The following is a 26,559-nucleotide window of genomic DNA, read 5'->3' on the forward strand; positions in this document are numbered from 1 at the left end:
GTCCGGCCTGAATATCAGGCCGGCTTTATAATTCCCAGATAAGTATGATCATTTAAATATGATCATGCAAATATGATCAGCCTCTTGCCAATCCTTCGCGAATGCGCTGGATTATTTCCTGCACGCGCACATCAACACGGCTGCGTCGTGCAGAAACAAGACAAGCCTGAGAACGCAGAATAATGCCATCGTCCAACACTTTCAGCCGATTGGCTTTTAAGGTCGAACCGGTGGATGTAATATCCACAATCATATCAGCAGATCCAGCCGCCGGCGCACCTTCAGTAGCTCCGAGGCTCTCGACAATGCGATAGACCTGAATGCCATGTTTTTGCGAGAAGAATTGCTGCGTTAAGCGCCAATATTTCGTAGCAATGCGCAAACGTCGACCATGTCGCTGTCGGAAATCGGCCGCCACATCATCAAGATCGGCCATGGTGGTAACATCACGCCAGACTTCCGGCACAGCCACAACAACATCCGCATGCCCGAAACCAAGCTCCGCTTCGATTGCCACGCGTTCATCCGGATGCGCTAAAGTCTCGCGAATGAGATCTTCGCCCGTGACGCCCAGATCTACGCTGCCATAGCCCAGTTCACGTGCAATTTCCGATGCCGAAAGAAATAGAATATCGAGATTCGTATCGCCCTCAATACGAGCACGATAGTTTCGCTCATCATCAGGCAGAATAATATTATATCCTGCTTGGGTCAGGACTGCGAGCGTCTGTGCCTTGAGCCGACCTTTGGATGGAAGCGCCAGAGTGAGACTCATGATTGTTCTCCCGCAAGCGCAGAAAGCCGATCCAGCCAGATGGAAAACCCGACACCGGGAATATTTTCATTCGCGCCCAACATGGTTAGGAGCCGATCATATCGACCGCCACCAGCTAAAATACGAGCGGGTTCTGACTTCGCCTGACGAATTTCATAAATCAGCCCGGTATAATAATCGAGCGGACGGCCAAAGGAGGCCTGATATGTTATATCTTCTACCGGAATATTGGCAGCCATCATTGCTTCAATCCGGGCCTCAAATTTTTGCAATACGCCGCCAAGATCAAGCGCATTATCCGCCGCAAATGCCCGTAGAGTGATAACTGCCGTGTCCAGCGAAACACTGATTGACAAAAAGCGCTTCATCACTTCAACGGCAGCAGGCGGAAAACGAGCCACTGACAGCTCTTCTTTCTCGATCAATCGTCGCGCAATTTCGACAGGTGTGCGGCCCGCACTTGGGGAAATTCCCGCTTCGAGCATCTCAGCCTCGATTAACTGCGCAAGTTCTATCTCATCGCCAGCATGGACCAGCGCGGTCAGAGCCTCGGGCAATGGGTCTCTGCGCTTTCCGCCAGTTAATTCTGTTATTACGGCTTGCATCGTGTTTTCATCACCAAATGCCCGTAGCAATTTTTTTCGCCAGCCTTGCGGCAGATCAAGTGCTTTTAGCACTCCAGCAAAGATCGACTGGTCCCCTAACAGAATTTCCAGTTCAGCGCGTGGTGCAACAATTTGCACACAGGCCATCGCATCGGCAATTGATCGGGCATCGGATTTAGCCTCATCCTCAGCCCCGAGATCCTCAATACCCGCTTGCAAAAACTCTGCCGGACCTTCCCGCCTTTGCCGAAATACTTCGCCAATATAAGCATAGCGCTTAGGCGTTGCGGCGTTGAGTTCAATATGATTGCGGCAAACAGGAATGGTAAATTCCGGACGCAAGCACAAGCTGTCGCCATTTTCATTTTCGGTGAGAAAAATGCGCCGACGCATATCTTCGCCCGCCGTATCCAAAAATGGCTCAGCGGGCTGGATCAACGGAATTTGCACCAGTTCAGCGTCATTCACCTGAAAATATTCACACAGACGTTCAAAAAAAGAAGCACGCTGCGAGAGTGTCTCTGATCGCGTCATTGCGTATTACTTTGTCGTTGTGCGCGATCGCGCGCCTGCGCTTCAAGGATTTCACGAACCACTTCAACCAGCGCGTCTTCCTTGACGGTGATCTGTGCCGGGCGGCTTTCACGCCAGGTCACATTATCTTCAATTTCTGCCGAAAGACGCTTGCCTTCAATCAGATCCTTGATCTGAATTTCACCAGCTTCACGCTCTTGAGAACCTTGAATAACGACGCAAGGTGCGTTGCGGCGATCTGCATATTTCATCTGCGCTTTCATGCCGGAACCACCGACATACATTTCAGCGCGAATGCCCGCTTGACGCAGATTAGAGACCATCTTCTGATAGCGGCCAAGACTTGCTGAATCCCTATCCATGACCAGAACCACAACCGGGCCAACTGTGTCGGATACATCAAGTTTGCCAAGGTTTTTAAGCGCTGTCATCAAACGAGAGACACCGATAGAAAAGCCCGTTGCGGGGACCGGCTCGCCACGAAAGCGCGAAACAAGCCCATCATAACGTCCGCCACCGCCGACAGAACCGAACACGACCTTCTGGCCATCTTCATTGGTCACATCGAAAAGCAATTCCGCTTCAAAAACCGGGCCAGTGTAATATTCCAGGCCGCGCACGACTGAAGGGTCGATCTTTACGCGGCCTTCATAACCGCCCGCAGTAAAGAGAGCTTGCATTTCAGCGAGTTCTGCAACGCCTTCTTCGCCTTTGGTGTTACCGGCCACAACCGCGCGCAGATTAGTGATCGTTTCTTCGCCATCCGCACCGCCGGCGGCAGTAAAGGCCAGCACTTTGTCGATTGCGTCATCAGAAAGCTGAGCACCCTTGGTGAAATCACCGCTTTCATCCAGACGCCCTTTGCCCAGCAAAAGACGCACACCTTCAAGGCCAAACTTGTCCAGCTTGTCTATGGCGCGCAAAACATTGAGCCGCTTTCCAGCATTGGCCTCGCCTTCAAGGCCGATCGCGTCCAGAACCCCGTCCAAAACCTTGCGGTTATTAACCCGAATGACATAGTCGCCGCGCTTGATGCCCAAACGCTCCAGCGTATCGGCCATCATCATGCACATTTCGGCATCTGCAGAAACGCTCGGCGCGCCCACAGTGTCGGCATCAAACTGCATGAACTGGCGGAAACGGCCCGGACCGGGCTTTTCGTTACGAAATACCCAGCCATTGCGATAGCTACGATAGGGTTTTGGCAAGCTCTCGTAATTTTCCGCAACATAACGGGCCAAAGGTGCTGTCAAATCATAACGGAGTGAAAGCCACTGCTCATCATCATCCTGAAATGAGAACACACCTTCATTGGGCCGGTCCTGATCAGGCAAAAATTTACCCAGCGCATCCGTATATTCGACGATGGGCGTTTCCACCGGCTCAAAACCATAAAGGTCATAGACTTCGCGGATGGTTGCCATCATATTTTCTGCGGCACGCAGATCGTCCGGCACACGATCGACAAACCCGCGCGGAAGCCGCGCTTTCATCCTGTCCGCTTTATCGGCCATTTTTCCTGCCTAATCACTGAATTTGTTCATGTTACACCGGAGTAGCCCGGAGAATTCGTTGCCGGTTTCCTAACCCATCATGCCCGGTGCGGCAAGTGCGGGAAATAACGGCAAGACCATGAAATTGAATTCTGCACGTTTCAATTCGATAAACTATCTATACAGGCTCATACTGGTCTTACAAAACTCTGCCGCAACTGCTCCACTTTTTCCCGGCAATGACAACCTTCTATATGATCGTTGACCAATCCCATGGCCTGCATAAAAGCATAGATAGTTGTCGGCCCGACGAACGACCATCCCCGTTTTTTGAGATCTTTTGAAATTTTTATCGACATTTCTGTTATGGGATTTGCGACCAAAGTCGCATAATCAATCTTTGCCGGACGCTCTTCAATACTGGGTTCAAATGACCAGAAATAAGCTGCAAGTGAGCCTTTTTCTGCCACGAGTTCCAAAGCGCGATTTGCATTATTGATCGTCGAGACGATTTTTCCACGATGACGCACAATGCCTTTATTGGCCAGAAGTCTTTGCGTATCCCGCTCATCATAACGCGCGACACGATGAAAATCGAAACCATCAAAGGCTGCACGAAAATTTTCGCGCTTGCGCAATATTGTCAGCCAAGACAGGCCGGATTGAAAGCCTTCGAGACAGATTTTTTCAAAAATCCGAAAGTCACTATTGACCGGAACGCCCCATTCCTCGTCGTGATAGGCAATGTAATCCGGCTGTGTCCCTGACCAAAAACAGCGCTGAACACCTGCACTATCGCTCATTAGTCCGGTTTTTTTCATCGCTGGATCGCTCATTCATCGCCTTTGATATTCATCGGTTTTTAATCATGTCACGCAAGGAGCTGCTAACCACAACCTCAGTTTGCAGGCAAATTCGCGCAAAACAATGCGCGTGTTTACTTTTATATTTCTTTTACAGCCCAGAATAGACCCAGACATTTAGTGATTTCTTACGAGAGAAACAGGAAACAAACAATTATTGCGCAAATGCGATACAGGGAGGGACAGGCAAAATGAAACCACGCCATCTTCTTTTAATCGGATCGATTGCAGCTATTCTTGTATCTGCTGTCAGCACGAGCATGGCATTCGCCAATGATCGTTATGCCAATCAGCCACCTGTAAAAGTCAGTAGCGATGTTGCCGCTCCTTGGCTTGCGCAGCTTCTTAGCGGCAGGCCGTTTTCGCCAAAGCCAAAAACAGAAGAGACACAGAAATCGAAAGCCACCCGGCAAAAAACTACACCCAATGCTGCTGCAAAGCCACGTTATCAGAAGGCGGCTCAACAGCGGCCCGCAGCAAACCCCGCCAAAACTGTGCGTAAACAGCAGCGGTCGATGGATCCCATCTATCTGCCGCAAACGGTGTCCTATTCGGGACCGGAAAAACCAGGCACTATCGTGATCGATACCGCTAATCGTTTTCTCTACCATGTAGAAGCAAATGGCAAAGCACGGCGCTATGGTGTCGGGATTGGCCGGGATGGCTTTGGTTGGAAAGGCACCCAAACGGTCAGCCGTAAAGCCAAATGGCCAACATGGACACCGCCTAAAGCCATGCGAGAGCGGGAGCGCAGAAAAGGACGTATTTTGCCCGTTCAGATGAAAGGCGGCATCAACAATCCGTTAGGTGCACGTGCGCTTTATCTGGGCTCAACGCTTTATCGTATTCACGGTACCAATCAGCCATGGACGATAGGCAAAGCCATGTCTTCGGGATGCTTTCGTATGCGCAATGAAGATGTGACCGAACTATATGAACGTGTTGCCGTGGGAACGCGTGTCGTCGTGCGCTAGGCTTCATATTTATGACATCTGCCGGCTGCTATTCTAAGCGAAAGCAGCCGGCAAATCATGTTAAAGTTTCCCCAGTAAAATAAGTTATTTTCTTCCTAAAAGGGCTTTTCCTTTTTTGGCGAACACCCTTATGCTGTTTACAAATCAGTATAATAATGAGGGAAGGATTAAAGATGACCGTACCGACGGTGAAACTAAATGATGGCAAAAGCATTCCACAGCTCGGTTTCGGCGTTTGGAGAGTCGAAAATGATGAAGCGGTGGCCGCAGTCAGCGAAGCGTTGAAAATCGGTTATCGCCATATCGACACTGCTGCAATTTACGGCAATGAGGAAGGCGTGGGCGAGGCCATTCGCAATTCCGGCATTCCACGCGAAGAAATTTACCTGACCACAAAGCTGTGGAACGCTGATCAAGGATATGAATCAACCCTCAAGGCTTTCGACGAAAGCGTTAAGCGCCTCGGCGTTGATTATGTTGATCTTTATCTGATCCACTGGCCCGTACCATCACGCGATCTCTTCATGGATACCTGGCGCGCCTTTGGTGAACTTCAGGCAGAAGGTCGGATTAAATCAGTGGGTCTTTCAAATTTCCGCACCTCAGATCTCGAACGGATCTTTAAAGAAAGTAGCTTGCATCCAGTGATCAACCAGATCGAACTGCACCCACAGTTCCAGCAGGATGAGCTGCGGCTATTCCATAGCAAGCACAATATTGCCACAGAAGCTTGGAGCCCATTGGGCCAAGGAACAATTTTGGACAATGAAATACTCCAGTCCATCGCAAAATCCCACGGAAAATCTGTCGCTCAAGTGATTTTACGCTGGCATATTGAGACCGGAAACATTGTCATTCCCAAATCGGTGACGCCTTCGCGTATGAAAGAGAATTTTGAAATTTTTGATTTCAAGCTCAATGGCACCGACCATGATGAGATCACAAAACTTGATCGTGCTGATGGTCGCATTGGGCGTGATCCGAACATTGTAGCGCTCTGAATATTCAGAGCAGATTTCAAATAGGCCTATGAAAGCCCGGGGTCCGAAAGCGCCTCGGGCTTTGGTCCGCCATAGGCCCAATCAAGCAATTCAACCGTGTGCACGATGGGCAATTGGCTTGCGCTAGCAATCTGGGTCATGCAGCCAATATTGCCGGTAGCAATCAAATCAGCGCCCGTGGCTTCAATATTTTTTACTTTACGATCCCGCAGCGTGGTCGCAATTTCCGGCTGCATAATATTGTAAGTTCCGGCCGAACCACAGCAAAGATGCCCTTCCCAAGGCTCACAAACTTCAAAACCTGCATTCCCGAGCAGAGTTTTAGGCTCCTGATCAATCTTCTGGCCATGCTGCATTGAGCAGGGAGAATGAAAGGCAACTTTAAGCTTTACTGGTAATTTCGGCTGAGGCAGATCCAGACTTGCGAGATATTCTGTAACATCTTTAGCAAGCGCCGAAACCCGCGCAGCCTTATCCTTATAATCGGGATCTAGGCGCAGCATATAGCCATAATCTTTGATAGTTGTGCCGCAACCCGATGCGGTGACGATGATTGCATCAAGCCCAGTATTTTCTATCTCATTTATCCAAAGATCGATATTGTGCCGCGCTTGCGCGAGCGCGCGTTCTTCGTGCCCCATATGATGAACCAGCGAACCACAGCAGCCTTCTTTTGGCGGCGTAATAACTTCCACGCCCAGCCGATGCAGCAAACGTTTTGCAGCCTGATTAATCCCCGGATCGAGCACGGGCTGGACGCAACCTTCAAGCATTGCCACGCGCCCGCGCTTCACTTTGGGTGCATCCTCGCCCAATTGTGTTTTCGCAACTGGCAATTTCTGCGGCGCAAGTGCCAGCATAGCGGCGAGTGGCTTTAATGATTGGCTTTTACGAAACAGTGGCGCGAACGGGCGACCAAACTTAGCCAGCTGTAAGGCAGCGCGAAACCGCGCCGGATAGGGCAACACGCCCGCCAATATTCCACGCAGCACCCGATCTATAAAGGGACGTTTATAGGTCTTTTCAATATGAGCGCGAGCGTGATCAATAAGATGCATATAATGGACGCCAGACGGACATGTTGTCATGCAAGAAAGGCATGAAAGACAACGATCGATATGACGCACAACCTGTTCATCAGCGGGTCGGTCATTTTCGAGCATATCTTTGATCAGATATATGCGCCCACGCGGGCTATCGAGCTCATTGCCTAAAGTTACATAGGTCGGACAAGTCGCGGTGCAGAAACCACAATGCACACATTTGCGCAGAATTTTTTCGGCTTCATTCACACCAGGATCAAGCAATTGTTCTGGGCTAAAATTGGTCTGCATGATCTAGGCACCAGCCGGAATTCGATAGATTCGCCCAGGGTTAAGAATATTCTGAGGGTCGAATTGCCGTTTCAATCGCTGCGTAAGCGCCGCAAGCGCTGCCTCTTGCGGCTGAAAAATGGCAGTTTTATTGCGCGTATTTTCTGTCGCCCGCACCAAGGTTGCATGCCCACCACCATATTTGGCGATCAATCGACGCAAAATTTCTGCCTCCGGGTCTGCCTCCATACGCATCCAGATCAACCCACCCTGCCAATCATAAAAGGCATCCACTCCCGCATAGCGCCGAAATTCATCAACCATCTGCCAACCTTGCATGGGCGCCATTGAAACCCGCCAAATGGCGCGTTGATCGCCTTTTTTGACATAGGGCAAGACATCGCGCACTTCGGCCCAGAATTGAAGGGATTCCGCCTCTTCGAGAATTTCCGTATTCCCTGCACGGGATCCTACCCCGGGGCCCATGCCGGAAAAAATTGTTTGCAAACGGGAAATGCGGTGCTTGACCGATGGAGCAAAGCCCTCAATACGCAAAATCGTTGCCGCATCACCGCCGAGCTGGCCGCCAAGAAATCGCCATGCAACACTGGGCGGCAAATGGGCGGCAGATGCTACTTCTTCTCGCGATCCCATAGCCATTGCCATGGCACGTGCGGCAGTTTCATCATCCAGACCACGGAGCGCAAGTGTTGCAACTGTTTCAGGTCGTGGAAGTACTTTGAATGTCACTTCCGTAGCAACGCCTAGCGTTCCCCAAGAATTGGCCATGCCTTTCGAAAGGTCATAGCCGGTCACGTTTTTTACGACCCGTCCGCCGGATTTGAATAATTCACCGCGCCCAGAAACCACCCGCACACCCAATATATGATCGCGTGCGGCCCCCGCCTTAATCCGCCGCGGCCCGGCAAGGTTTGTTGCCAACATTCCGCCCAAAGTGCCACCGCCCGACTCTCCCGAAAGAAGTGGGCCGTAATCCATTGGTTCAAAATGAAAACATTGCCCATTATCGAACAGCAACTGCTCGATTTCTGCTAACGGCGTTCCAGCTTTGGCTGATAGAACTAACTCATTAGGCTCATAAAGCGTGACTCCGTTTAAGCCCGACACATCAAGAATATGCTTGGCCTCAATCGGGTGGCCGATCATGCGCTTTGAGCCATGTCCAATGATTTCAAGTGCTTCGCCATTTGCCAATGCCCATTGGACTGTTTCCAGTACATCCGCTTCGTCTCGCGGCTTGATCAGATTTATATCACTCATTGTCAAAACCGTGGAATATCGGGAAACGCCAATTCGCCCCGATGCACATGCATGCGTCCAAGTTCGGCGCAGCGGCGTAATTGTGGGAAAACTTTACCCGGATTGAGCAAATGCTTTTCGTCAAACGCGCATTTGACCCGCATTTGTTGATCAAGGTCCACCTCGTTAAACATGACGGGCATGAGATCGCGCTTTTCTATCCCTACCCCATGTTCGCCAGTCAAAACCCCGCCGACCTTGACGCAGAGACGCAAAATATCTGCGCCAAAATCTTCTGCCGCACGCAATTGGCCGGGAATATTCGCGTCATAGAGAATGAGCGGATGCAGATTTCCATCACCCGCATGAAAAACATTGGCAACCCGCAATCCATAAGTCTTTGAGAGCTCCCGCATGCCGGCCAAAACATTTGGCAATTCTTTTCGCGGTATAGTGCCATCCATGCACAGATAATCGGGCGAAATGCGCCCCACCGCAGGAAAAGCCGCTTTGCGTCCCGCCCAAAAAGCCAGACGCTCCTCTTCTGATTGCGAGATCGTACAGGTCGTCGACCCGTTTTGAAGCGCGATCGCTTCAACCTGTGTGATCAGATGATCGACCTCAACCGGCGGGCCATCCAACTCAACAATCAGCAATGCCTCCACATCAAGCGGATAGCCAACACGCACGAAATCTTCGGCAGCGTGAATCGCCGGCCGGTCCATCATTTCCATGCCGCCGGGAATGATCCCCGCACCAATAATATCAGCAACGCATTGGCCAGCCTGTTCGCTCGATGGAAAACCAATGAGCACGGCGCGCGCAGTTTCAGGCTTTTGCAATATACGCACCGTGACTTCAGTCACGACAGCTAGCAAGCCTTCTGAACCGGTGATAAGCCCCAGCAGATCATAGGCTTCACTATCAAGATGTTTGCCCCCAAGGCGCAACACCTCGCCGGTAATCAGCACCATTTCAATGCCAAGCACATTATTGGCGGTGAGACCATATTTCAGGCAATGCACGCCGCCTGCATTTTCAGCCACATTGCCGCCAATGGAACAGGCAATCTGCGACGAGGGATCGGGCGCATAATAAAAGCCTTCATGCTCCACCGCTTTGGTAATGCCAAGATTGGTCACGCCCGGCTGCACTATCGCAACGCGATTGGGATAATCAATTTCTAGAATGCGATTAAAACGCGACATGACCAGCAACACCGCATCTTCTAGCGGAATAGCCCCGCCGGAAAGCGAAGTTCCCGCTCCGCGCGGTACCACACGGATCTCATTTTCATAGCAATAGCGTAGAATTCTTGCGACCTGATCAACCGTCTCCGGCAATACTACGACCAGTGGCAATTGACGATGCGCTGTCAGACCATCGGTTTCAAAAACCCGCATGGCATTGATAGCATCAACAACGCCTTCGCCCGGCACAATGGCGCGCAGATCCGCAACAATTTGCTCGCGCCGCTCCAGCACCGAGCTATCGGGCGCGGGCATGATCAATCCGCTCATGGCTTCCCCCTGAATTCATTAGATCTAAAGTGCACCAGCCACGGCGCCCGTCAAGTGGTAATAATGATTTACCAGATCTTCACGTTCACAATTGGCTCAATGCGTAAGCCCACCCTAGCTCTTGCGGCTAAAGATTTGCTTCGGCTAAATACACCGCATGATTGCTGAAAGGACGACAGTGCATGATGAGCAGTCTCGCAGATATGGAGATTTTTGCAAAAGTGGTCGAAACGGGCAGCATGTCCGCAGCAGCCCGCGAACTTGGCTTGTCACCGGCAGTCGTTTCAAAACGCATGGGTCGGCTGGAGGAACGGCTTGGCACTCGTCTTTTGCAGCGCACAACCCGCCGCATCGCGCTTACGGAAGCAGGGCATGGCTATTATAGCCGCGTGGTCACAATCCTTGAAAGCATCGAGGAAGCAGAGGCATTTCTTGCGCGGAAATCTGCCGACGCGCGCGGAACCCTCAAAATTTCCGCCCCAACAACCTTCGGACGTATGCATATTGCGCCCTATCTGGCAGTCTTTATGCGCAATAATGTCGAATTGACAATCAATATGGAACTTTCAGATGAGATGACCGATATAGTCGGCGAAGGTTTTGATCTTGCCATTCGGATAGGCGTTTTGCCGGATTCAACCCTTGTGGCGCGAAGGCTCGCTCCGGTGCGTCGTATCCTTGTCGCGGCCCCATCCTATATTCAAGAACATGGAATGCCCGAAGGGCTTGAAGATCTGGAAAACCATATCTGTATTGCGCCGCATAATAATGAGCCATGGCGCCTTGAGGGACCCGGCGGGCTTACAACCATTCGCCCCGTCGGCCCGTTGCAAACCAATTCCAGCGAAGTGGTGCGAGAGGCGGTGCTGTCGGGACTTGGCATTGCGCAGCGTTCAACATGGGATATTGGAGCTGAACTGGCAGAAGGCCGGCTGGTTCATGTATTGCCCGATTATTCTGCGCCGCGGGATACCGCTATTCACGCTGTCTACCCGTCCAAACAGTTTCTGCCCGCAAAAGTTCGTATCTTTATTGATTATCTGACTGATCTTTATGGACCTATTCCCTATTGGGAAAATGGTAGCGTCCCCCGTCTTTAATCGGAGTCCCTATGGGCGAGACAATATTTTCACGCATACAGTCAAGCCGGACGGCGGACGATGTCGTCAGGCAAATCGAAGCTTTGATTCTGGAGGGCGTTTTGCGTGGCGGGGACCGTCTGCCCGGCGAGCGAGAACTTGCCCGCCAGCTAGATGTTTCCCGTCCGATTTTACGTGAAGCGCTAAAACAGCTTGAACAGTCGGGTCTGCTCATCTCGCGACACGGAGGCGGAACCTTTGTTGCCGATGCTATCGGACAGGTTTTTAGTGAACCCGTAACCCGGCTCTTTGCGCCCCACCGAAAAGCAACGTCCGACTATTTAGAATATCGCAGAGAAATCGAAAGCATTGCAGCAGAATTTGCTGCGTTACGCGCCACATCGGCCGATAAAGCCCTGCTTTCAGGCATAATCGACGAAATGCAGATCGCGCATAACGCAAACGAATTTGATAAAGGCGCGCAGCTTGATGTCGAATTTCACAATGCCATTGGCGAAGCCGCGCATAATATTGTGCTGCTGCACACGCTACGATCCTGCTATCAGCTCTTAAAAGATGGCGTTTTTTACAATCGCAGCCTGATTTACAGCCATCCCGGCCTATCGGAGACGCTGTTGACGCAGCACCGAGCCATTTCTGACGCTGTGATTTGTGGTAACCCGCAAGCTGCGCGGGAAGCTGTTCAAAAACATATCCGTTTTGTCGAACAGGCACTGCATGACAAAAATATTAGCGAGGAGCGCGAACGCGTTTCGAATTTACGCTACAGGCAAAGAGCAGGAAAAGATTAAGCGCGCAGTTAGTCCCGAATGCGTAACAGCTTAATGCCGGTTTGAAATCCCGTATCCGTCGGTTGTTACCATGTGATCTCCCGCGTCAACGGAAAACATGCCCACTGCCATGAATATGATCGCAGAAACCATCAGGACAGTCAGTAATGCGGCATGTTTAGCAGACATGGTGGACAACTCTTTCGGGGATTATCTGTTTGGCGTCAAATATCGAACCCAGCGATAGGTGGTCATTATTGCCACTGAATCGCTCCGGCGTTGTCAGTTACACATGGAAAAGTTACTCGCAACTGAACGAACGGTTTTCCAACGCCTCTTTAGAGCATAAGTTCCGAAATCACCTGTGGGTGTTGTAAAGAGGCAACGTTCAGGCAAGCATTTCCATCGTCGCCGACTCTAAGACAGGCATCCTGATTTCACAGAACAGGTGCCGGACCGCTTTCTAGTCGTTGTCATAGCACGGATTTTCTCGGTAAATCTGTGCGCAATCTGGAAATTCATGGCGCACCGCCACGTGGGCTCGAAGTCGCGACACGACGCCAAAACACTTTAGCGAATTCTCGGCAATGATTTGAATGACCTGAGAATTGGGAAAAGCCAAGGGCTGTCAGAACCAACTGGGGTCCCGACCTGATGCTCACTGTCAAGAGAGACTGTTACTTTACAACATAGCCGCGCAAACGACCGACCGTAGTCATTGGTTTCTTTGCATATAGCTGATCAAAAGAACAAACAGCTCCACATTAGATTTCACCCCGAGCTTCTGATACGCTCGCTTACGGTGTGTTTTAACAGTTTCTTCCCCGATACCCAGAATACGTGCGATGTTTTCGCCGGAATGTCCTTCCACGATGCGAGTAACCACTTCCTGCTCGCGCGGAGATAATGTATGCAAGGCCAGCTCTTGTAATGATTGAGAAACCATTGATTGAGGTCGTTGCCGCCGTTCGTCAGCCTTCGCGCGGAAGCGTCGATAAAGCGATCCCATAACTTGCGAAACTGCATTGAGGCTCTCTACTTCCCTCGTCCTATAATCCGAAGCACCGACGCGATAGAGAGCAATCTGAGCCGTTTTAGTGTTCGAAAGAGGAATTGCTAGGCCGATTTCCCGCAAGCGCTTCGGCCATCCAATAGTGCTATATCCGACCTCTTCACCATGGTCGATTTCCAGAATATCCATATTACGTGTCGGCTTTTTCAGGATCGACGATTGCGCCAACTTTTCCATTTGATAGATACCGCTACGCAGTCCCCGCTTATGCATTTGAAAAAACGGGCTATACCGATATGTTGCCGCATAATATTTTGCGAGCACATCCTCACATATCCCTAAAGGAATTGCACAATCGGGAGCGAAGACGCTGTCACGATCGTAAATTGATATCATGGCGAGATCAAAAGGAACAAATTTTCGCAAGGTGGTCACAAAGCTACTTTCGAAATTGGGATTATCCAATTCCTCAACTAGGGCAGCTATAGACTTATTATATTTTGCGAAATCGTTTGTTTCATCCGCTCTCATATCGTATTTCGCCCTCTCCCCGCTGATCACGCGAAACAACAATGATGCCGATCACCAATTAAGGCATAACTTCATTTCTAACCTGAAAACCCTACTGATTCAATTGGCCCTGCTGGGACCATGGAATTCCAAAGATCCTTTGTATTGCATTGAGAAGTGCCGCTGCTGCATATCTAGTACGCATAGCAGCATTTATACGAAAGTTACACGTATTCAGCCCTACCATCGCTGCCGCTTAGTGAAATCATCGACAAGTACTGATGAATGATAAGAAACGGTCAACTCCAGCGAGCAGCTTGTCTTCCTGGACCGCATGGCACCATCTCAACCAGCCATTTCCTTCGGGCCCAAATGCGCCACCGGGTGCAAGTCCGAGTCCAACCTCGTTTACAAGCTTTTTTGCAAGAGCCAAAGTGTCGTCAAACCCATTAACACGGAAGAAGACGTACATCGCGCCGCCTGCATCGGGAACTTCGACTCCATCAATACCTTCTAGCGTATTTTGTAATAATGCCCGTGTATGCGTGAGATGCTGGCGCAGTTTCCCGACCTCAGCCTCCCCTTGTTTAAGTGCAATGGTTGCAGCCCGCTGGGAAGGTTCGAAAATGCAAGAAAAGTTATACTCAATGAGCTTGGCAAGATCATCGGAAAGGACCTTCGGTGCGAGAATCCAACCTGCGCGCCACCCTGTCATCGACCAGGCCTTGGAGAGGCTGTTGATTGACAAAATACGATCACCCTCCTGATAGCAGGACTGGAACGAAGGTGCTGAATGTTTGATGGGATTATATACTAATCGTTCATAGACATCATCTGCAATGATCCAGATACCGTGCTTACGGCAATGACTAAGAATTGTTGTAATACCCCCTTCATCGATGGTCCAACCGGTGGGATTATTAGGCGAATTGATGAAAAGGGCACGAGTGTCCGGCGTCAAGGCACTGATCAATTTATCTAGGTCCAACGACCACTTTCCTTCCACCACCTCTAGAGCCACACGCTCCACATAGGCGCCGAGTATATGCGGAATTTCGCAAACATTCGGCCAAAGGGGAGTGATAACAACGACCTTATCATTGGGTGAAAGCAAAAGCTGCGAGGCAATCATAAGTCCGGAAACACCAGAGCCAACCGCTGCCACCCGCTCCGCTTCAACAGGACGACCATGGAGGTCGCTCAGATATTGCGCAACTGCCTCACGGAAATAAGGGCGCCCTAAATTCTGCGAGTAGAAAGTTTCTCCGTTCTGCAAAGAACGTGCCGCTTCTTCACGGATGAAGTCTGGGGTTGGATCGTCCGATTCTCCGAACCAGAAAGGCAAGACATCCGCCCGTCCCATCGCGCTATTGGCAACCTCGCGAATAAGCGAGCTGGCCAGCGCTTGTACCTGTGGCCGAGCTTCAATCGAAAAAGACGGGTAAATATTCATAGATTTGCCTTTGCAAGAGGGAGATATCGGAAGAACAGTCAGTTTTCCGTAGAGCGGACGATCGAACTGAGAAAAAACTTGGCACGCTCCGTTTGGGGATTGTCAAAGAAGCTATCCGGATCATTCTGCTCAATGATAGCGCCGCGCTCCATGAACAAAACCCGGTCTGCGATACGCCGAGCGAATGACATTTCGTGCGTAACAACCAGCATCGTTACACCAGTTTTCGCTAATTGCTGAATAACATCTAGGACTTCCCCAACCATTTCGGGATCAAGTGCGGATGTCGGCTCGTCAAAAAGCAGGACAGCGGGCTCCATGGCAAGAGCGCGAGCAATTGCCACACGCTGCTGCTGGCCACCTGAAAGCTGATCGGGATATTTGTACACATGCTCGGCGAGTCCGACCCGCTCAAGTAATTGCTTTGCTTTCGCTTCAGCATCGCCCCATGAATATCCGCGTACTCGTACGGGTGCAATTGCTACATTACGAAGCGCTGTCATATGCGGGAATAGATTGAACTGTTGAAAAACCATACCGACTTCAGCTCGTACCCTAGCAAGGTTTTTCCCCTGCATGACGGGTACACCGCCCACAGTGATTGAACCAGAAGAGAAGATTTCAAGAAGGTTTATACACCGTATCAGCGTAGACTTTCCGGATCCGGACGATCCGATTATGGCGATAACTTCACCCCGTTTAACCGACAGATCGATGCTTTTGAGAGCATGGAAATCGCCATAATGCTTTTGCAGTTTTTCGATCTTTATAATTACATCTGCGTCGTTCCGTTGCTGCGCGTTTTGATCCATAATATATCTCTCCCCATTTGCCGCGTGATAGTTCGTCTTATGTTTCAACGAGAGCGCTTCTGCTTGGACTCAAGCCAATTAACGACGCGAACAAGCGGCAGCAAAAGCAAAAGATATAATACTGCGGCGCCGATCAATGGCGAGGGATTGGCATAAAAGGCCTGCGCTTGGGTTGCTTGTTTAAGCAAGTCCGGCAGAGCGACGACAGAGGCAAGTGCTGTGTCTTTGATCAACCCAACGGCAACGCCAGTTGCAGGCGGTATGACCATACGCATAGCCTGCGGCAAGATAATATCGAGCATCATACGTGGCCAGGATAAGCCGAGCGCTTGCGCCGCCTCAAACTGGCCACGAGAAACAGCCTCAATACCAGCACGGAAAGTTTCTGCCATGTAGGCCGATGCGACAAGTGAGAGCGCTGCAGTCGCAGCCCAAAAGGAGGACAAGCGAACGCCGACGAAGGGCAAAGCGTAATAAATCAGCACCAGTAAAACAAGGAGTGGTATCGCACGAAACAAATCAATATAGGCTATTGCCAGAAAGCGTGTGACATGGGGCGAATAAAGGCGGATCAACACCAAAATCAGGCCAAGAACCAAGGAGAAGATCAGGCTTGTTGCCCCTAGAACTACCGTAAGGCCGAAGCCTTTCAGAAGCAACGGAGCCGCTTGGGTAAGCACGCCGGCATTCACGAAAGTTGTCATAAAATCCATTCACACCACCAATGTCATTGCATTTATTCAGTAGTCGGCAAAAGCCCAACATAGAGATGGCCTCTAAAAAGAGGCCATCATTTTAGCCTGAAATGAAAGTGATTAGTTCGTAGGGATGGGGTGCACGGTCAAAGTACTAGAACCGGCTGCTGCTTCGGTTCCGAACCATTTCTTATGTAAACGCTCCATTTGACCTTCTTCTTTAAGCGCTGTGATGGCGTCGTTCACATCGTTAAGAAGTGCGCTATCCTTATGCAGCATCAGGCCGAACTGCTCATTTGTCGGAATCGTGGCTACGATTTTGTATTGTGGCTTGTCACGAATGTAATATTCATCGATTGGGCAATCATGGATGAATCCCGCAATACGGCCAGTCGCAATATCCAGCATCGGCTCGGCATTTCCATCATACCGTTTGATTGTCCCGAATTTATATTTCTCTTCATTTTCAGAGGCCCAGATCTCACCGGTGGTTCCAGTGATAACTGCGACGTCTTTTCCTTCTAAGCCATCGAAGCCTTCAATTCCTCCAGATGTAGCAACCGTCAAGCATTGATTGGCATCATAGAAAGGCTGCGTAAACGAGACTGACTCAAGTCGCTTCGGCGTAATGGTGATCGATCCAATCGCAATGTCTGCGCGGCTAGACTGCACTGCGGAAAACAAGCTATTGAAAGGCATTTGCGTGAATGTGGCTGTCTTGCCGATACGCTCTGCGATCATGTTAACCAGATCGACTTCAAATCCTTGCAGATTGCCGCTGGCATCCTCAAATTCAAAAGGCACATTGGCAATATTTGTGGCGATCGTAATTTCTTCCGCCGCCGCTGCCGTGCCGGATACCAACATAACTGCGATAATAGCCGAAGCGGTCCGATTAAACATAAATTCCTCCTATCGTCGACGCCCAATTTGTGAAGGCGCGTGGTTCATATATCTGAAACATCCGGCTTCTAACATCCCCCTTCCAGGGGACAAACCGAGACCTCGGTTGTTTCTAAAGCCGACCTTTGACACTGATCTGACTGGCTTAGAGGCCTGCAAATCGAATGGGCTTTGGACTGATACAGTGAACTGACGATGGTATCCAATTTTAGCAGCAGAGCATGAGCGCACTTTTACCAGGAAATTTTCCCCTCGGCCTCGCGCACGCGGCGGATCGCTGGACGTGCTTCGAGACGCTCCATGTAAGCGCAGATATTGGGATAGGGGTTGAGATCGACTTCCGCGGGCTCCGACCAATTCAGCACAATCAACGCGTAGCCATCGATGACTGAATACTGGTTGCCTAATATATATTCGCGATCCGCGAGCCTGTCTTCCAGAACTTTCAAGCGCCGTGACACGCGTTTGTCATAAAGGGCTTTCGTCCTTTCTCTTTCCTCTTCGGTCGCGGACAGCGCCTTGTAGATGTATTCGATCAGAGTCGGATGTAGATCCGAAGCAACAAACGAAAGCCAGCCTTCAGCCTGTACCCGGTCGATTGAGCTTCGGGCAGGAAGTAGTTTTTTCTCCGGCACGAGATCCGCAATATAAGCCAATGTTGCCGCATTTTGGGTTAGGACCGTGCCGTCTTCCAGAACCAGAACTGGGGTCATTGCCATCGGATTCAGTTCGCGCACCTTAATTGCGATCGGGTCGTCCAACCGGTCAAGATGAACCTCAATTGCTTGATAGTCGATCCCTGCTTCCTCTAGCGCGAAATGATTTGAAGTCGAGCATGCACCACGGTGATAGTAAAGCGTAATCATGTTGTTTTTCCTATTCTGTGCAACTGGATGACTGGCGATCCGGTCAGGTCGTCTTATCCGTGATATAGAGGTGTCCCCGGGGCGCCGGTAGGAATTGTCCAAGACCGGGTAGCGCGAATATCCATGGCTTATCGCTGTGGCACGGAGACAGCGACTGCTTCGTCAAAGGCGAGAGCCACCGTCGATGTGAAGAACTGCGCCGTTCATGTAGCGGTTGGCCATCAGGAACAACACCGCATTAGCCGCCTCCTCGGCAGTCCCCCACCGATGTAAAGGATGGCTCTCAGCCACCATCTTCATATAGGCGTCGCGCTGATTACCCATCGCCTTGCCAATCAAAGGCGTATCGATGGGGCCAGGCGAGAGCGTGTTTACCCGACGTGGTGCCAGTTCCAACGCAAGGCCGCGCGCAAGCACCTCCAAGGCCGCACAGGCGCTGGCAACGATTGCCGTACCGTTGCCGTCAGGGCGTTGGGTCAACGCACCAGACACCAGCGTAATGGAAGCATCATCTGTCAGCCTTTCGCCAAGCGCTCGTAGAATATGAACCACAGACCAGATACGTTCGTCATAGACGCGCCGAAGCATGCCGATGTCGGCCTCCATCACCTTCCCGATGTTTAGCCCACCTGCTAATACTATAAGATGATCGACCCGCTCGATCACAGAGAGGCCCTGCCGGATCGCTTCAGGATCGCTGATCTCGGCCGCAAACCACCCGGCAAACCCGTGCGCATGAGCAATCTGCGCTACGCGATCGCGATCCCGTCCAGCGATAGTGACGGCAGCGCCGGCCGCTTTGGCCGCGACCCCAGTGGCCAAGCCGATGCCTGATGTACCTCCAAAAACCAAGACAGACTGTCCAATTAGAAGGTTTGGATCGGTGACTGCTGCTATTGTCCTATCGTTCTGCATTGGGCTCTCCGATGTGGCTGTTTAAGGCCTTTCAAAATCAATATAACAGGCAGCTCCAGATTGATAATGAGGGCTGACCTCGTTATTATTGTTCCCTTATGGAACAAATTGGGATTGACCGGCTGGCAGGATTGGTCGCATTTTCGCGAGCGGCTTCCTTGGGGAGCTACTCAGCTGCAGCGCGTACGCTGTCAATTTCGCCTTCCGCGGTGAGCAAAAGTATTCAGAGACTCGAGGAGCGGTTGGGTTTCAAACTATTCGCTCGTACGACGCGCTCGCTGAGCTTGACACCAGAAGGACTCATTCTGCATGAACGGGCACTGCGCCTCCTGCGTGATGCCGAGGAAATTGAGCAAGTCGCCGCGGCAGTGCGTGGAGAACCCGCTGGACCTATCAAACTTGCAGCTCCGGGTCCAATCGCAATACATGTGCTTGCACCGAAGCTAGCCTTGTTTCGTGAACGCCATTCCAAAATTACGGTTGACCTTCGGGTCAATGATACAATCAGTGACCTCATACAAGAGGGTATCGACGTAGCGATCCGCATTGGCGACCCCCAAGATTCTCGCCTGATCGCTCGCAAACTGGGTCCAAACAGAGCTGGTGTGTTCGCTTCACCTTCCTACTTGGCAAAACGCGGTCTCCCACGCCGGATCGAGGATCTGGAAAATCATGAATGCGTCAATGTCCGACACTATAGCTCTGGGCAGCTGTTGCGTTGGCCGTTTCAGGTAGGAAACCGTACGGTCGAGATCTTACCCACTGCCGGCGTCGCCGTAGACAATACGGAGGCGGTGGCTATCGCTGTCGCTAGCGGTGCCGGTATCGGCCTTTCGCCAACCTATGTCGCCGCGCCCTATGTTGCTCGAGGTGAACTGGTTCCTGTCCTGAACAAATATTGGGCCGATAGGGGTGCCATAACCGCACTTTGGTCAGAAAGTCGCCGAGGCAATCCAAATGTAAGAGCCTTTGTCGCGTTTTTACTCGAAATATTTAAAGACACATCGCCGGGGGATGGGGGTATAGCCGATCCGAGCTTGGATGCCCGCTAATCTGGTCTTACCACACAGTTAGGATAGCAGGTCTCGCCCTAATTGAGACGATGCGTCGTCTTGATAGAATACCGTATTTAGTGCCAGAATTTGCGATCATAATACTTTTTGAGGCAAAAGACCTGAGTTCTCATCGATCCCCAAAAAAAGCGATCCCATAATCCTGATGCAGTCTGCCAATCTCTTCGGAGCCAGCATCATCCTCCACCTGCAGGGACCATAGGTCTTGACCGGCCCCCTGCCCTCTGCCATCGATGCCATATGCGTGCAAATTATAAAATGTACCGGCTTTATGTTGAAGCCGACCTGAGCCAAGGGGCCTGTGTCGAAACCACGTCACAGGCTGCTCATTATTTGACCCATGTTCTGCGCCTGAAAGCAGGTGACGAAATTTTGGCTTTTAATGGCAGGGACGGTGAGTGGAAAATGAAGCTTAGGCCGGAAGGCAAGAAGCGTCTTTTTATTGATGCTATTGAGCTAACTCGCCCTCAGCCTGCGCCCAGCCAATTGATCTATTGTTTTGCACCATTAAAACAGGGGCGGCTGGATTATATGGTGCAAAAGGCGGTCGAAATGGGGGCTGGAATTTTGCAACCCGTCATTACTCAGCATACGCAAGTATCAAAATTAAATATTGAGCGCGTTCAAGCTAATGCCATTGAAGCAGCAGAACAATGCGGAGTTCTTTCTATCCCCGAATGTCGAAATATCACGCGTTTTGACAGTTTTCTGCAAAATTGGGACCCTTCCAAACGTCTGATTTTTTGTGATGAAGGCCATGAAACACATAATCCTTTGACGATCCTCAGCCAGTTGGAGCGCGGGCCATGTGGTGTTCTTATCGGGCCTGAAGGCGGATTTTCTGAAGAGGAGCGGCGCGTCTTGCATGCAAAATCCTTTGTCACAGCCATCCCGCTGGGGCCACGTATATTACGGGCCGACACTGCGGCAGTTGCGGCTTTAACCCTGGTACAAGCCCTGCTGGGTGATTGGAGCTCCCAATAAAGAGACGGCATTTTAGCCAGGTTCTATGAAATAGACTTGCTTGATTGGACGATTTTGTCCAATCACGCTGTAAAAACTAATCTGAAGGTGAAATGCATGGCGCGCGATACGACTGATGAAACGGCCCTTACAGGCGTCGAAGAACTTGCCGATTACCTTGCGGAAGGGTGTAAGCCAAAAGAAGATTGGCGCATCGGCACGGAACACGAAAAATTTCCCTTCTATGTCGCTGATAATAGCCCGGTCCCTTATGAAGGAACGAAGGGCATCAAGGCCATTCTTGATGGCATGCAGGCGCGCCTTGGATGGGAACCAATCATTGATGAAGGCCATATTATCGGTCTGGTCGAGCCTACAGGTCAGGGCGCAATTTCGCTTGAGCCCGGTGGACAGTTTGAACTTTCCGGCGCACCGCTTAACACCATTCATCAAACCTGTCGCGAAGTGAACGCGCATTTGAGCCAAGTGCGGGAAATTGCTGAGCCGCTCGGCATTCGCTTCCTTGGTCTGGGTGGTAGCCCCAAATGGACGCTGGCTGAAACGCCCATTATGCCGAAGTCACGTTATAACATCATGACCAAATATATGCCTAAAGTGGGCAAAGAAGGTTTGGATATGATGTATCGCACTTGTACAGTGCAGGTTAATTTAGATTTTTCTTCTGAAACCGATATGCGTCGCAAGATGCAGGTTTCAATGAAATTGCAATCAATCGCAACCGCATTGTTTGCAAGCTCGCCTTTCACCGAAGGAGAGCCGAACGGTTTGCTTTCTTGGCGTTCCAATATTTGGCGCGATACAGACAATCAGCGCGCTGGCGTTTTGCCATTCGTATTTTCCGAGAATTTCGGGTTTATGGACTATGTCGAATGGGCGCTTGATGTGCCGATGTATTTCGTTCTGCGCGATGGTCGGTATCACGATTGCACTCATGTCACCTTCCGCCAATTTATGAATGGCGCATTAAAGGGTGAAATCAGTGATCCGGTACCCAATATGGGTGATTGGACCAATCATCTCTCAACCCTTTTCCCCGAAGTGCGTCTAAAGCAGTTTCTTGAAATGCGCGGCGCGGATGGTGGGCCTTGGCGGCGCATTTGCGCTTTGCCAGCCTATTGGGTTGGGCTTCTTTATGATGATGAGGCGCTAGATGCGGCTGAAGCGCTTACCCGCGATTGGACTTTTGACGAAGTTCTCGCATTGCGCAACGAAGTGCCGGCCAAGGGTTTGAATACGGAATTCCGCGGAAGGCCGGTGGCGATGATCGCGCGCGAAACGCTCAAAATTTCTCGACTGGGCTTGCTTAACCGTAACAAGCTTAACAGCGATGGCTTCGATGAAACGCATTTTCTTGCGCCGCTTGAAGAAATCGTTGCCGCAGGGGTGACGGATGCAGAACGCATGATCAACGCGTATAATAGTGTCTGGGGCGGTTCTATTGACCCCATTTTCCTTGAATACGCCTATTAACTTCATCCGTGGGAGGAATTATGTTGCTTGGAGCTATAGCGGACGATTTAACAGGCGCGACTGATCTTGCGCTTATTCTGGCGCGTGAGGGGATGAAGGTCATTCAGATCGTCGGCGTGCCGCAGCCGGGCCAGGATTTCGGTGATGCGGATGCGATTGTTGTCTCGCTCAAATCGCGAACCATTGCACCGCAGGCCGCTGTCGAACAATCCCTCGCAGCAGCCCGCGTGTTGCTTGGGGCTGGCGCTGAGCAAATCTATTTTAAATATTGTTCGACCTTTGATTCAACCGAGCAAGGCAATATTGGCCCTGTGACTGAAGCTTTGATGTCTGATTTAGGCGTCGAGCACACGGTAGCCTGTCCGGCTTTTCCCGAGAATAAACGTACAGTTTATAAAGGCCATTTGTTTGTCGGCGATCAGCTTTTGTCTGAAAGCCCGATGAAAGATCATCCCCTGACGCCGATGCGTGATGCCAATTTGGTTCGCGTATTGCAAAAACAGACCAAACAGCCGGTACGATTGGTCAATCTTGAAACCGTGCATAGGGGTGTAGATGCCCTGCGCGATAGCTTGATGGCAGAACCCGGCATCGTTATTCTTGATGCGATTACCGATCATGAACTTCGTGTGATCGGAGAAGCCATGGCAGATTTGAAGTTGATTACTGGCGGGTCCGCACTGGCTCAGGGGCTGCCTGACAATTATCGGCGTCAGGGTAAAATGCCAGCCGAGGCGCGTAAGGCAGAGTTTAACCCGCCCAAAGGCAATGGCATTATGCTGGCTGGTTCGTGCTCGGCCGCCACCAGACGCCAGATTGCAAATGCGCAGGCCGCGGGTGTACCCAGTTTCAAGCTGGATGCATTGGAAATTGCCGAAGGCAAGCTGACCGTTGATGATGTTTTAGCTTTCATCAAGGCGCAGGCAAATAGCAATTATCCAGCTTTAATCTATTCCTCAACCGAACCCGAACAGGTCCGAATTGCTCAAGATAAACTTGGGCGTTTCGAGGCCGGTGAGATGGTAGAAAACTTTCTCTCCACGCTCGCTGTAAAGCTAGCGGAACAGGGCTATCAACGCTTTATTGTGGCGGGTGGTGAAACATCCGGCGCAGTCGTCAACGCTCTGAATGCTGAAACCGTTCAAATCGGTCCGGAAATAGATCCCGGCGTGCCTTGGGTATTTACCCTTGATGAAGCCAACCCTGTCTGCCTAGCGCTCAAATCTGGCAATTTCGGCAGCGATGACTTTTTCACTAAAGCTTGGGATATGGTACGATGACCGCAATTCTGTCCGAAGAAACGCGTATGCGCGATACAATTGTATCGGTGGCAAAGTCTCTATTTGATCGTGGTTTAACGGCAGGCTCTACTGGAAATATCAGCGTTCGTCTATCCGATGGACGCATGTTGATGACGCCTACCAATGCCTCGCTCGGTTGTCTCGATCCAGCGCGACTTTCTCGCTTTTCGGCGGAAGGTGTGCATGAGGCTGGCGACAAGCCGACCAAAGAAGCGTTTTTGCACACATGCATGTATTGCATGCGCGCAACTGACAATGCGGTCGTGCATCTGCATTCAACCTATTCAGTGGCTGTGAGCATTCTGGCGGACACAAATCCCGAAGACGCTCTGCCACCCCTCACCGCCTATTATGTGATGCGGGTCGGCAATCTGCCGCTTATTCCCTATTACAAACCCGGCGATGAAGCGCTGGCTTTAGCGGTTCGGGAAAAAGCAACCCATTCGCATGCACTCCTGTTGGCAAATCATGGGCCGGTGGTTTCAGGTAAAACGCTGCTTGATGCGCAATATGCGACCGAAGAACTCGAAGAAACCGCCAAGCTGCATCTGATGCTGCGTGGACAGGATATTCGCCCGCTTACACCGCAGCAAGTTGCTGAACTAAAGCCAATCTAATCAATATTGCCTCGCGCCTAACGGCGCTTGGCAGGTTGATCGCTCAAAATAAGATTATGACGGCGCGAAAGCTCGTCGGTAACAGAAGCAATTTCTTGGACTTTACGCTCGTCATTCCAACCAAGCTCCCCTGCGGCAATATCAGCAATTGCCCGTAGATTTGCCTGCGAAAGCGCGCCATCAATGGCCAAAGTGGTACGTCTGAGCACAATATCAGCCAAATGAACCACAAATTCATTGCGCGAGATCCAGGCAATCTCCGCACGGCTAATCGTATCGCAATCTGGCAGAAGATCACTTCCCCGCAGCTTTTCCAGCGCAATGATCTGCACCGCAGTGGTTCCATAGCGTCTTAGCAAGGTTTCAACCCGCTCGGCACTTAACCCACTCAGCTTCGATTGGTTTGCCACCCATTCACGACGTGATTTCTCATCTGCCGGATAATCTTTACCGCCACCAATGGCAAGATTTCGGGTGGATTGAACACGCTTACGCTTAAAGCGCTCAAGAACCGTGTCCGCCACCTCTTCAGCAAATCCACGGAAAGTTGTCCACTTGCCGCCAACGAGCGAAATAATCGCAAAAGGTCGCGTTTCATCCGGCTCGATCACCGGTGCAGAATGATCGCGGCTGATAAGGCCAGGTTCGGATGCGTCCGATGCTGGTAATGGCCGGATACCGCTATAGGCATAGATGATTTGGCTGCGATCAAATTTAAGCTTTGGCAGTAGCGAGCGTAGGCTTTCGATGAAGTAATCGATTTCCGGGTCTTCAGCCCGCACATTGTCCGGATCATCGAACGGAATATCGGTCGAACCGACCAGTGCCAGCCCGTGATAATCATAGACCAGACAAATGCGCCCATCATCCGCTTCAAAATAGATCATGCGCCCTTTGAGGCTTTGCACCAGTTCTGGATGATCTATGAGAATATGTGATCCCTTAGTGCCACCGATCATCTTCGTGGGTTTGCCCAGCGCGTCATTAACATGATCAATCCACGGCCCGGCTGCGTTAATTACCAATTTGGGCTTGATAGAAAAGTTAAATCCATCTGGAGCAGAAAAGCTGATGACGCCGTTTTCTGCTGCGATAAGCTGAGTGAAATTGCTGGCAGCACTGCGCAGATTGGCTCTGAGCCCGTCACTGACCAATTCATAAACCAATCGTTCCGGCTGGTTGACCTTGGCATCATGATAGATCCCGCCAGCAACAATCGCAGGCGTGATATAGGGCATTTCTCGTGTCGCCGACTTTTTGAACAAAAAGCGATGTCGCGGCATAACGCGTTCGCGCGCGCCAAAATAATCATAAAGCGCCAGACCAATTTTGATCAGCACGGCCCCGCGACTGCGCGGCGCGGTCGTAGAACCAAAAAGAGTGCGCAAAGAAGCCCAAACGCCACGAGTCCAAGAAAATACCGGAATGAATGTCGGTAATGGCTCGACATTATGCGGCGCATTTTTGAGCAGAAGATTGCGCTCCAGCGTCGATTGCGCAACAAGGCCAAACTCGCCAGTTTCCAGATATTTTAGCCCACCATGGATAAGGCGCGAAGGTGCTGAACTGGTACCAGAACCAAAATCGCCCTTATCAACGATTAGGCAATCCACGCCCTGTTCGCTAAGATCGCGAAATAATCCCGCCCCATTGACACCTGCGCCCAGAATGAGAACGTCAACGCCCTCTGTTTCGAGTTGCTTAATCCGTTCGATGCGGCTGTTCATCGGATTGGTCATA

The 26,559-nt window shown here is 51.0% G+C and carries 25 protein-coding genes; 9 read left to right on the forward strand and 16 right to left on the reverse strand.

The window, feature by feature from the left end:
• Positions 1-76: 76 nt before the first annotated feature.
• The 4 genes from hisG to C7374_RS06785 all read right to left on the reverse strand — a co-directional run bounded on the left by hisG (position 77) and on the right by C7374_RS06785 (position 4,243).
• Positions 77-775: an ATP phosphoribosyltransferase gene (gene hisG, locus C7374_RS06770; protein ID WP_111574843.1), complete on the reverse strand. Its 699-nt coding sequence runs from the start codon at positions 773-775 to the stop codon at positions 77-79.
• On the reverse strand, positions 772-1,914 hold the full coding sequence (locus C7374_RS06775) for an ATP phosphoribosyltransferase regulatory subunit (RefSeq protein ID WP_111574844.1): 1,143 nt from the start codon (positions 1,912-1,914) through the stop codon (positions 772-774). The genes hisG and C7374_RS06775 overlap by 4 nt, the downstream gene beginning before the upstream one ends.
• Positions 1,911-3,428 carry a histidine--tRNA ligase gene (gene hisS, locus C7374_RS06780; protein ID WP_111574845.1) on the reverse strand — a complete coding sequence of 506 codons (1,518 nt, stop codon included), beginning with the start codon at positions 3,426-3,428 and terminating at the stop codon, positions 1,911-1,913. The genes C7374_RS06775 and hisS overlap by 4 nt, the downstream gene beginning before the upstream one ends.
• 167 nt (positions 3,429-3,595) lie before the next feature.
• Positions 3,596-4,243 carry a DNA-3-methyladenine glycosylase I gene (locus C7374_RS06785; RefSeq protein ID WP_111574846.1) on the reverse strand — a complete coding sequence of 216 codons (648 nt, stop codon included), beginning with the start codon at positions 4,241-4,243 and terminating at the stop codon, positions 3,596-3,598.
• Between the two features lie 218 nt (positions 4,244-4,461).
• On the opposite strand from C7374_RS06785, the gene C7374_RS06790 reads away from it, so the two are divergent.
• Both C7374_RS06790 and C7374_RS06795 read left to right on the forward strand, forming a co-directional pair.
• Positions 4,462-5,244: a L,D-transpeptidase gene (locus C7374_RS06790; RefSeq protein WP_111574847.1), complete on the forward strand. Its 783-nt coding sequence runs from the start codon at positions 4,462-4,464 to the stop codon at positions 5,242-5,244.
• 173 nt (positions 5,245-5,417) lie between these two features.
• Positions 5,418-6,245, forward strand: coding sequence for an aldo/keto reductase (locus C7374_RS06795; RefSeq protein ID WP_111574848.1), 828 nt, complete (start codon positions 5,418-5,420; stop codon positions 6,243-6,245).
• A 26-nt stretch (positions 6,246-6,271) separates the two neighbouring features.
• Here the strand turns inward: C7374_RS06795 and glcF are convergent, their stop codons facing one another.
• From glcF to C7374_RS06810, 3 genes are read right to left on the reverse strand one after another with little or no spacing between them, the layout of a single operon-like run.
• Positions 6,272-7,579 carry a glycolate oxidase subunit GlcF gene (glcF, locus tag C7374_RS06800; protein WP_111574849.1) on the reverse strand — a complete coding sequence of 436 codons (1,308 nt, stop codon included), beginning with the start codon at positions 7,577-7,579 and terminating at the stop codon, positions 6,272-6,274.
• A 3-nt stretch (positions 7,580-7,582) separates the two neighbouring features.
• Positions 7,583-8,839, reverse strand: a complete 1,257-nt coding sequence (gene glcE / locus C7374_RS06805; RefSeq protein WP_111574850.1) for a glycolate oxidase subunit GlcE — start codon at positions 8,837-8,839, stop codon at positions 7,583-7,585.
• Between the two features lie 2 nt (positions 8,840-8,841).
• On the reverse strand, positions 8,842-10,338 hold the full coding sequence (locus C7374_RS06810) for an FAD-linked oxidase C-terminal domain-containing protein (RefSeq protein ID WP_111574851.1): 1,497 nt from the start codon (positions 10,336-10,338) through the stop codon (positions 8,842-8,844).
• Positions 10,339-10,520: 182 nt separating this feature from the next.
• Here C7374_RS06810 and C7374_RS06815 point away from each other — a divergent pair, with 182 nt between their 5' ends.
• Positions 10,521-11,438 (forward strand): LysR family transcriptional regulator, encoded by a 918-nt coding sequence (locus tag C7374_RS06815; RefSeq protein ID WP_111574852.1) that lies wholly within the window; start codon positions 10,521-10,523, stop codon positions 11,436-11,438.
• Between the two features lie 11 nt (positions 11,439-11,449).
• Positions 11,450-12,229, forward strand: coding sequence for an FCD domain-containing protein (locus tag C7374_RS06820; RefSeq protein WP_111574853.1), 780 nt, complete (start codon positions 11,450-11,452; stop codon positions 12,227-12,229).
• A gap of 30 nt (positions 12,230-12,259) precedes the next feature.
• Here the strand turns inward: C7374_RS06820 and C7374_RS16150 are convergent, their stop codons facing one another.
• The 8 genes from C7374_RS16150 to C7374_RS06855 all read right to left on the reverse strand — a co-directional run bounded on the left by C7374_RS16150 (position 12,260) and on the right by C7374_RS06855 (position 19,374).
• Entirely contained in the window at positions 12,260-12,397 is a 138-nt protein-coding gene (locus C7374_RS16150) for a hypothetical protein (protein ID WP_170130218.1), read from the reverse strand.
• Between the two features lie 526 nt (positions 12,398-12,923).
• On the reverse strand, positions 12,924-13,751 hold the full coding sequence (locus tag C7374_RS16235; protein ID WP_111574854.1) for a helix-turn-helix transcriptional regulator: 828 nt from the start codon (positions 13,749-13,751) through the stop codon (positions 12,924-12,926).
• A 244-nt stretch (positions 13,752-13,995) separates the two neighbouring features.
• Positions 13,996-15,183 carry a pyridoxal phosphate-dependent aminotransferase gene (locus C7374_RS06830; RefSeq protein WP_111574855.1) on the reverse strand — a complete coding sequence of 396 codons (1,188 nt, stop codon included), beginning with the start codon at positions 15,181-15,183 and terminating at the stop codon, positions 13,996-13,998.
• A gap of 38 nt (positions 15,184-15,221) precedes the next feature.
• Entirely contained in the window at positions 15,222-15,995 is a 774-nt protein-coding gene (locus C7374_RS06835; protein WP_111574856.1) for an amino acid ABC transporter ATP-binding protein, read from the reverse strand.
• Positions 15,996-16,039: 44 nt separating this feature from the next.
• On the reverse strand, positions 16,040-16,708 hold the full coding sequence (locus C7374_RS06840; protein ID WP_111574857.1) for an amino acid ABC transporter permease: 669 nt from the start codon (positions 16,706-16,708) through the stop codon (positions 16,040-16,042).
• Between the two features lie 102 nt (positions 16,709-16,810).
• Complete coding sequence (locus C7374_RS06845) at positions 16,811-17,593, reverse strand: ABC transporter substrate-binding protein (RefSeq protein ID WP_111574858.1); 783 nt, start codon at positions 17,591-17,593, stop codon at positions 16,811-16,813.
• A gap of 233 nt (positions 17,594-17,826) precedes the next feature.
• Positions 17,827-18,459 (reverse strand): glutathione S-transferase family protein, encoded by a 633-nt coding sequence (locus C7374_RS06850; protein WP_111574859.1) that lies wholly within the window; start codon positions 18,457-18,459, stop codon positions 17,827-17,829.
• 162 nt (positions 18,460-18,621) lie between these two features.
• Positions 18,622-19,374, reverse strand: a complete 753-nt coding sequence (locus C7374_RS06855) for an SDR family oxidoreductase (protein WP_111574860.1) — start codon at positions 19,372-19,374, stop codon at positions 18,622-18,624.
• 98 nt (positions 19,375-19,472) lie between these two features.
• Between C7374_RS06855 and C7374_RS06860 the strand changes: the two genes are divergently transcribed.
• The 5 genes from C7374_RS06860 to otnC all read left to right on the forward strand — a co-directional run bounded on the left by C7374_RS06860 (position 19,473) and on the right by otnC (position 24,819).
• A complete protein-coding gene (locus C7374_RS06860) occupies positions 19,473-20,426 on the forward strand; it encodes a LysR family transcriptional regulator (RefSeq protein WP_111574861.1) in 954 nt (317 codons plus the stop codon).
• A gap of 261 nt (positions 20,427-20,687) precedes the next feature.
• A complete protein-coding gene (locus C7374_RS06865; protein ID WP_111574862.1) occupies positions 20,688-21,431 on the forward strand; it encodes a 16S rRNA (uracil(1498)-N(3))-methyltransferase in 744 nt (247 codons plus the stop codon).
• A gap of 96 nt (positions 21,432-21,527) precedes the next feature.
• Positions 21,528-22,901, forward strand: coding sequence for a glutamate--cysteine ligase (locus tag C7374_RS06870; RefSeq protein ID WP_111574863.1), 1,374 nt, complete (start codon positions 21,528-21,530; stop codon positions 22,899-22,901).
• Between the two features lie 20 nt (positions 22,902-22,921).
• Complete coding sequence (otnK, locus tag C7374_RS06875; protein WP_111574864.1) at positions 22,922-24,181, forward strand: 3-oxo-tetronate kinase; 1,260 nt, start codon at positions 22,922-22,924, stop codon at positions 24,179-24,181.
• Complete coding sequence (otnC, locus tag C7374_RS06880) at positions 24,178-24,819, forward strand: 3-oxo-tetronate 4-phosphate decarboxylase (RefSeq protein ID WP_111574865.1); 642 nt, start codon at positions 24,178-24,180, stop codon at positions 24,817-24,819. The genes otnK and otnC overlap by 4 nt, the downstream gene beginning before the upstream one ends.
• Before the next feature lie 17 nt (positions 24,820-24,836).
• On the opposite strand, the gene C7374_RS06885 is transcribed toward otnC, so the two are convergent.
• Positions 24,837-26,558 carry a glycerol-3-phosphate dehydrogenase/oxidase gene (locus tag C7374_RS06885; protein WP_245412596.1) on the reverse strand — a complete coding sequence of 574 codons (1,722 nt, stop codon included), beginning with the start codon at positions 26,556-26,558 and terminating at the stop codon, positions 24,837-24,839.
• Between the last annotated feature and the right edge of the window lies 1 nt (position 26,559).

The organism is Falsochrobactrum ovis, assembly GCF_003259955.1.
Taxonomy (GTDB): domain Bacteria; phylum Pseudomonadota; class Alphaproteobacteria; order Rhizobiales; family Rhizobiaceae; genus Brucella; species Brucella ovis_A.

What these genes read in the sequence shown, in the direction of transcription:
- C7374_RS16235 (WP_111574854.1), bottom strand. Translation starts at nt 13,751, where the DNA reads ATGAGAGCGGATGAAACAAACGATTTCGCAAAATATAATAAGTCTATA.
- C7374_RS06835 (WP_111574856.1), bottom strand. Translation starts at nt 15,995, where the DNA reads ATGGATCAAAACGCGCAGCAACGGAACGACGCAGATGTAATTATAAAG.
- C7374_RS06775 (WP_111574844.1), bottom strand. Translation starts at nt 1,914, where the DNA reads ATGACGCGATCAGAGACACTCTCGCAGCGTGCTTCTTTTTTTGAACGT.
- C7374_RS06845 (WP_111574858.1), bottom strand. Translation starts at nt 17,593, where the DNA reads ATGTTTAATCGGACCGCTTCGGCTATTATCGCAGTTATGTTGGTATCC.
- C7374_RS06795 (WP_111574848.1), top strand. Translation starts at nt 5,418, where the DNA reads ATGACCGTACCGACGGTGAAACTAAATGATGGCAAAAGCATTCCACAG.
- C7374_RS06870 (WP_111574863.1), top strand. Translation starts at nt 21,528, where the DNA reads ATGGCGCGCGATACGACTGATGAAACGGCCCTTACAGGCGTCGAAGAA.
- C7374_RS06830 (WP_111574855.1), bottom strand. Translation starts at nt 15,183, where the DNA reads ATGAATATTTACCCGTCTTTTTCGATTGAAGCTCGGCCACAGGTACAA.
- C7374_RS06810 (WP_111574851.1), bottom strand. Translation starts at nt 10,338, where the DNA reads ATGAGCGGATTGATCATGCCCGCGCCCGATAGCTCGGTGCTGGAGCGG.
- C7374_RS06815 (WP_111574852.1), top strand. Translation starts at nt 10,521, where the DNA reads ATGATGAGCAGTCTCGCAGATATGGAGATTTTTGCAAAAGTGGTCGAA.
- C7374_RS06820 (WP_111574853.1), top strand. Translation starts at nt 11,450, where the DNA reads ATGGGCGAGACAATATTTTCACGCATACAGTCAAGCCGGACGGCGGAC.
- otnC (WP_111574865.1), top strand. Translation starts at nt 24,178, where the DNA reads ATGACCGCAATTCTGTCCGAAGAAACGCGTATGCGCGATACAATTGTA.
- glcF (WP_111574849.1), bottom strand. Translation starts at nt 7,579, where the DNA reads ATGCAGACCAATTTTAGCCCAGAACAATTGCTTGATCCTGGTGTGAAT.
- C7374_RS06785 (WP_111574846.1), bottom strand. Translation starts at nt 4,243, where the DNA reads ATGAGCGATCCAGCGATGAAAAAAACCGGACTAATGAGCGATAGTGCA.
- otnK (WP_111574864.1), top strand. Translation starts at nt 22,922, where the DNA reads ATGTTGCTTGGAGCTATAGCGGACGATTTAACAGGCGCGACTGATCTT.
- C7374_RS06860 (WP_111574861.1), top strand. Translation starts at nt 19,473, where the DNA reads ATGGAACAAATTGGGATTGACCGGCTGGCAGGATTGGTCGCATTTTCG.
- C7374_RS06865 (WP_111574862.1), top strand. Translation starts at nt 20,688, where the DNA reads ATGCGTGCAAATTATAAAATGTACCGGCTTTATGTTGAAGCCGACCTG.
- C7374_RS06885 (WP_245412596.1), bottom strand. Translation starts at nt 26,558, where the DNA reads ATGACCAATCCGATGAACAGCCGCATCGAACGGATTAAGCAACTCGAA.
- C7374_RS06790 (WP_111574847.1), top strand. Translation starts at nt 4,462, where the DNA reads ATGAAACCACGCCATCTTCTTTTAATCGGATCGATTGCAGCTATTCTT.
- C7374_RS06850 (WP_111574859.1), bottom strand. Translation starts at nt 18,459, where the DNA reads ATGATTACGCTTTACTATCACCGTGGTGCATGCTCGACTTCAAATCAT.
- C7374_RS16150 (WP_170130218.1), bottom strand. Translation starts at nt 12,397, where the DNA reads ATGTCTGCTAAACATGCCGCATTACTGACTGTCCTGATGGTTTCTGCG.
- C7374_RS06855 (WP_111574860.1), bottom strand. Translation starts at nt 19,374, where the DNA reads ATGCAGAACGATAGGACAATAGCAGCAGTCACCGATCCAAACCTTCTA.
- C7374_RS06840 (WP_111574857.1), bottom strand. Translation starts at nt 16,708, where the DNA reads ATGGATTTTATGACAACTTTCGTGAATGCCGGCGTGCTTACCCAAGCG.
- hisG (WP_111574843.1), bottom strand. Translation starts at nt 775, where the DNA reads ATGAGTCTCACTCTGGCGCTTCCATCCAAAGGTCGGCTCAAGGCACAG.
- hisS (WP_111574845.1), bottom strand. Translation starts at nt 3,428, where the DNA reads ATGGCCGATAAAGCGGACAGGATGAAAGCGCGGCTTCCGCGCGGGTTT.
- glcE (WP_111574850.1), bottom strand. Translation starts at nt 8,839, where the DNA reads ATGAGTGATATAAATCTGATCAAGCCGCGAGACGAAGCGGATGTACTG.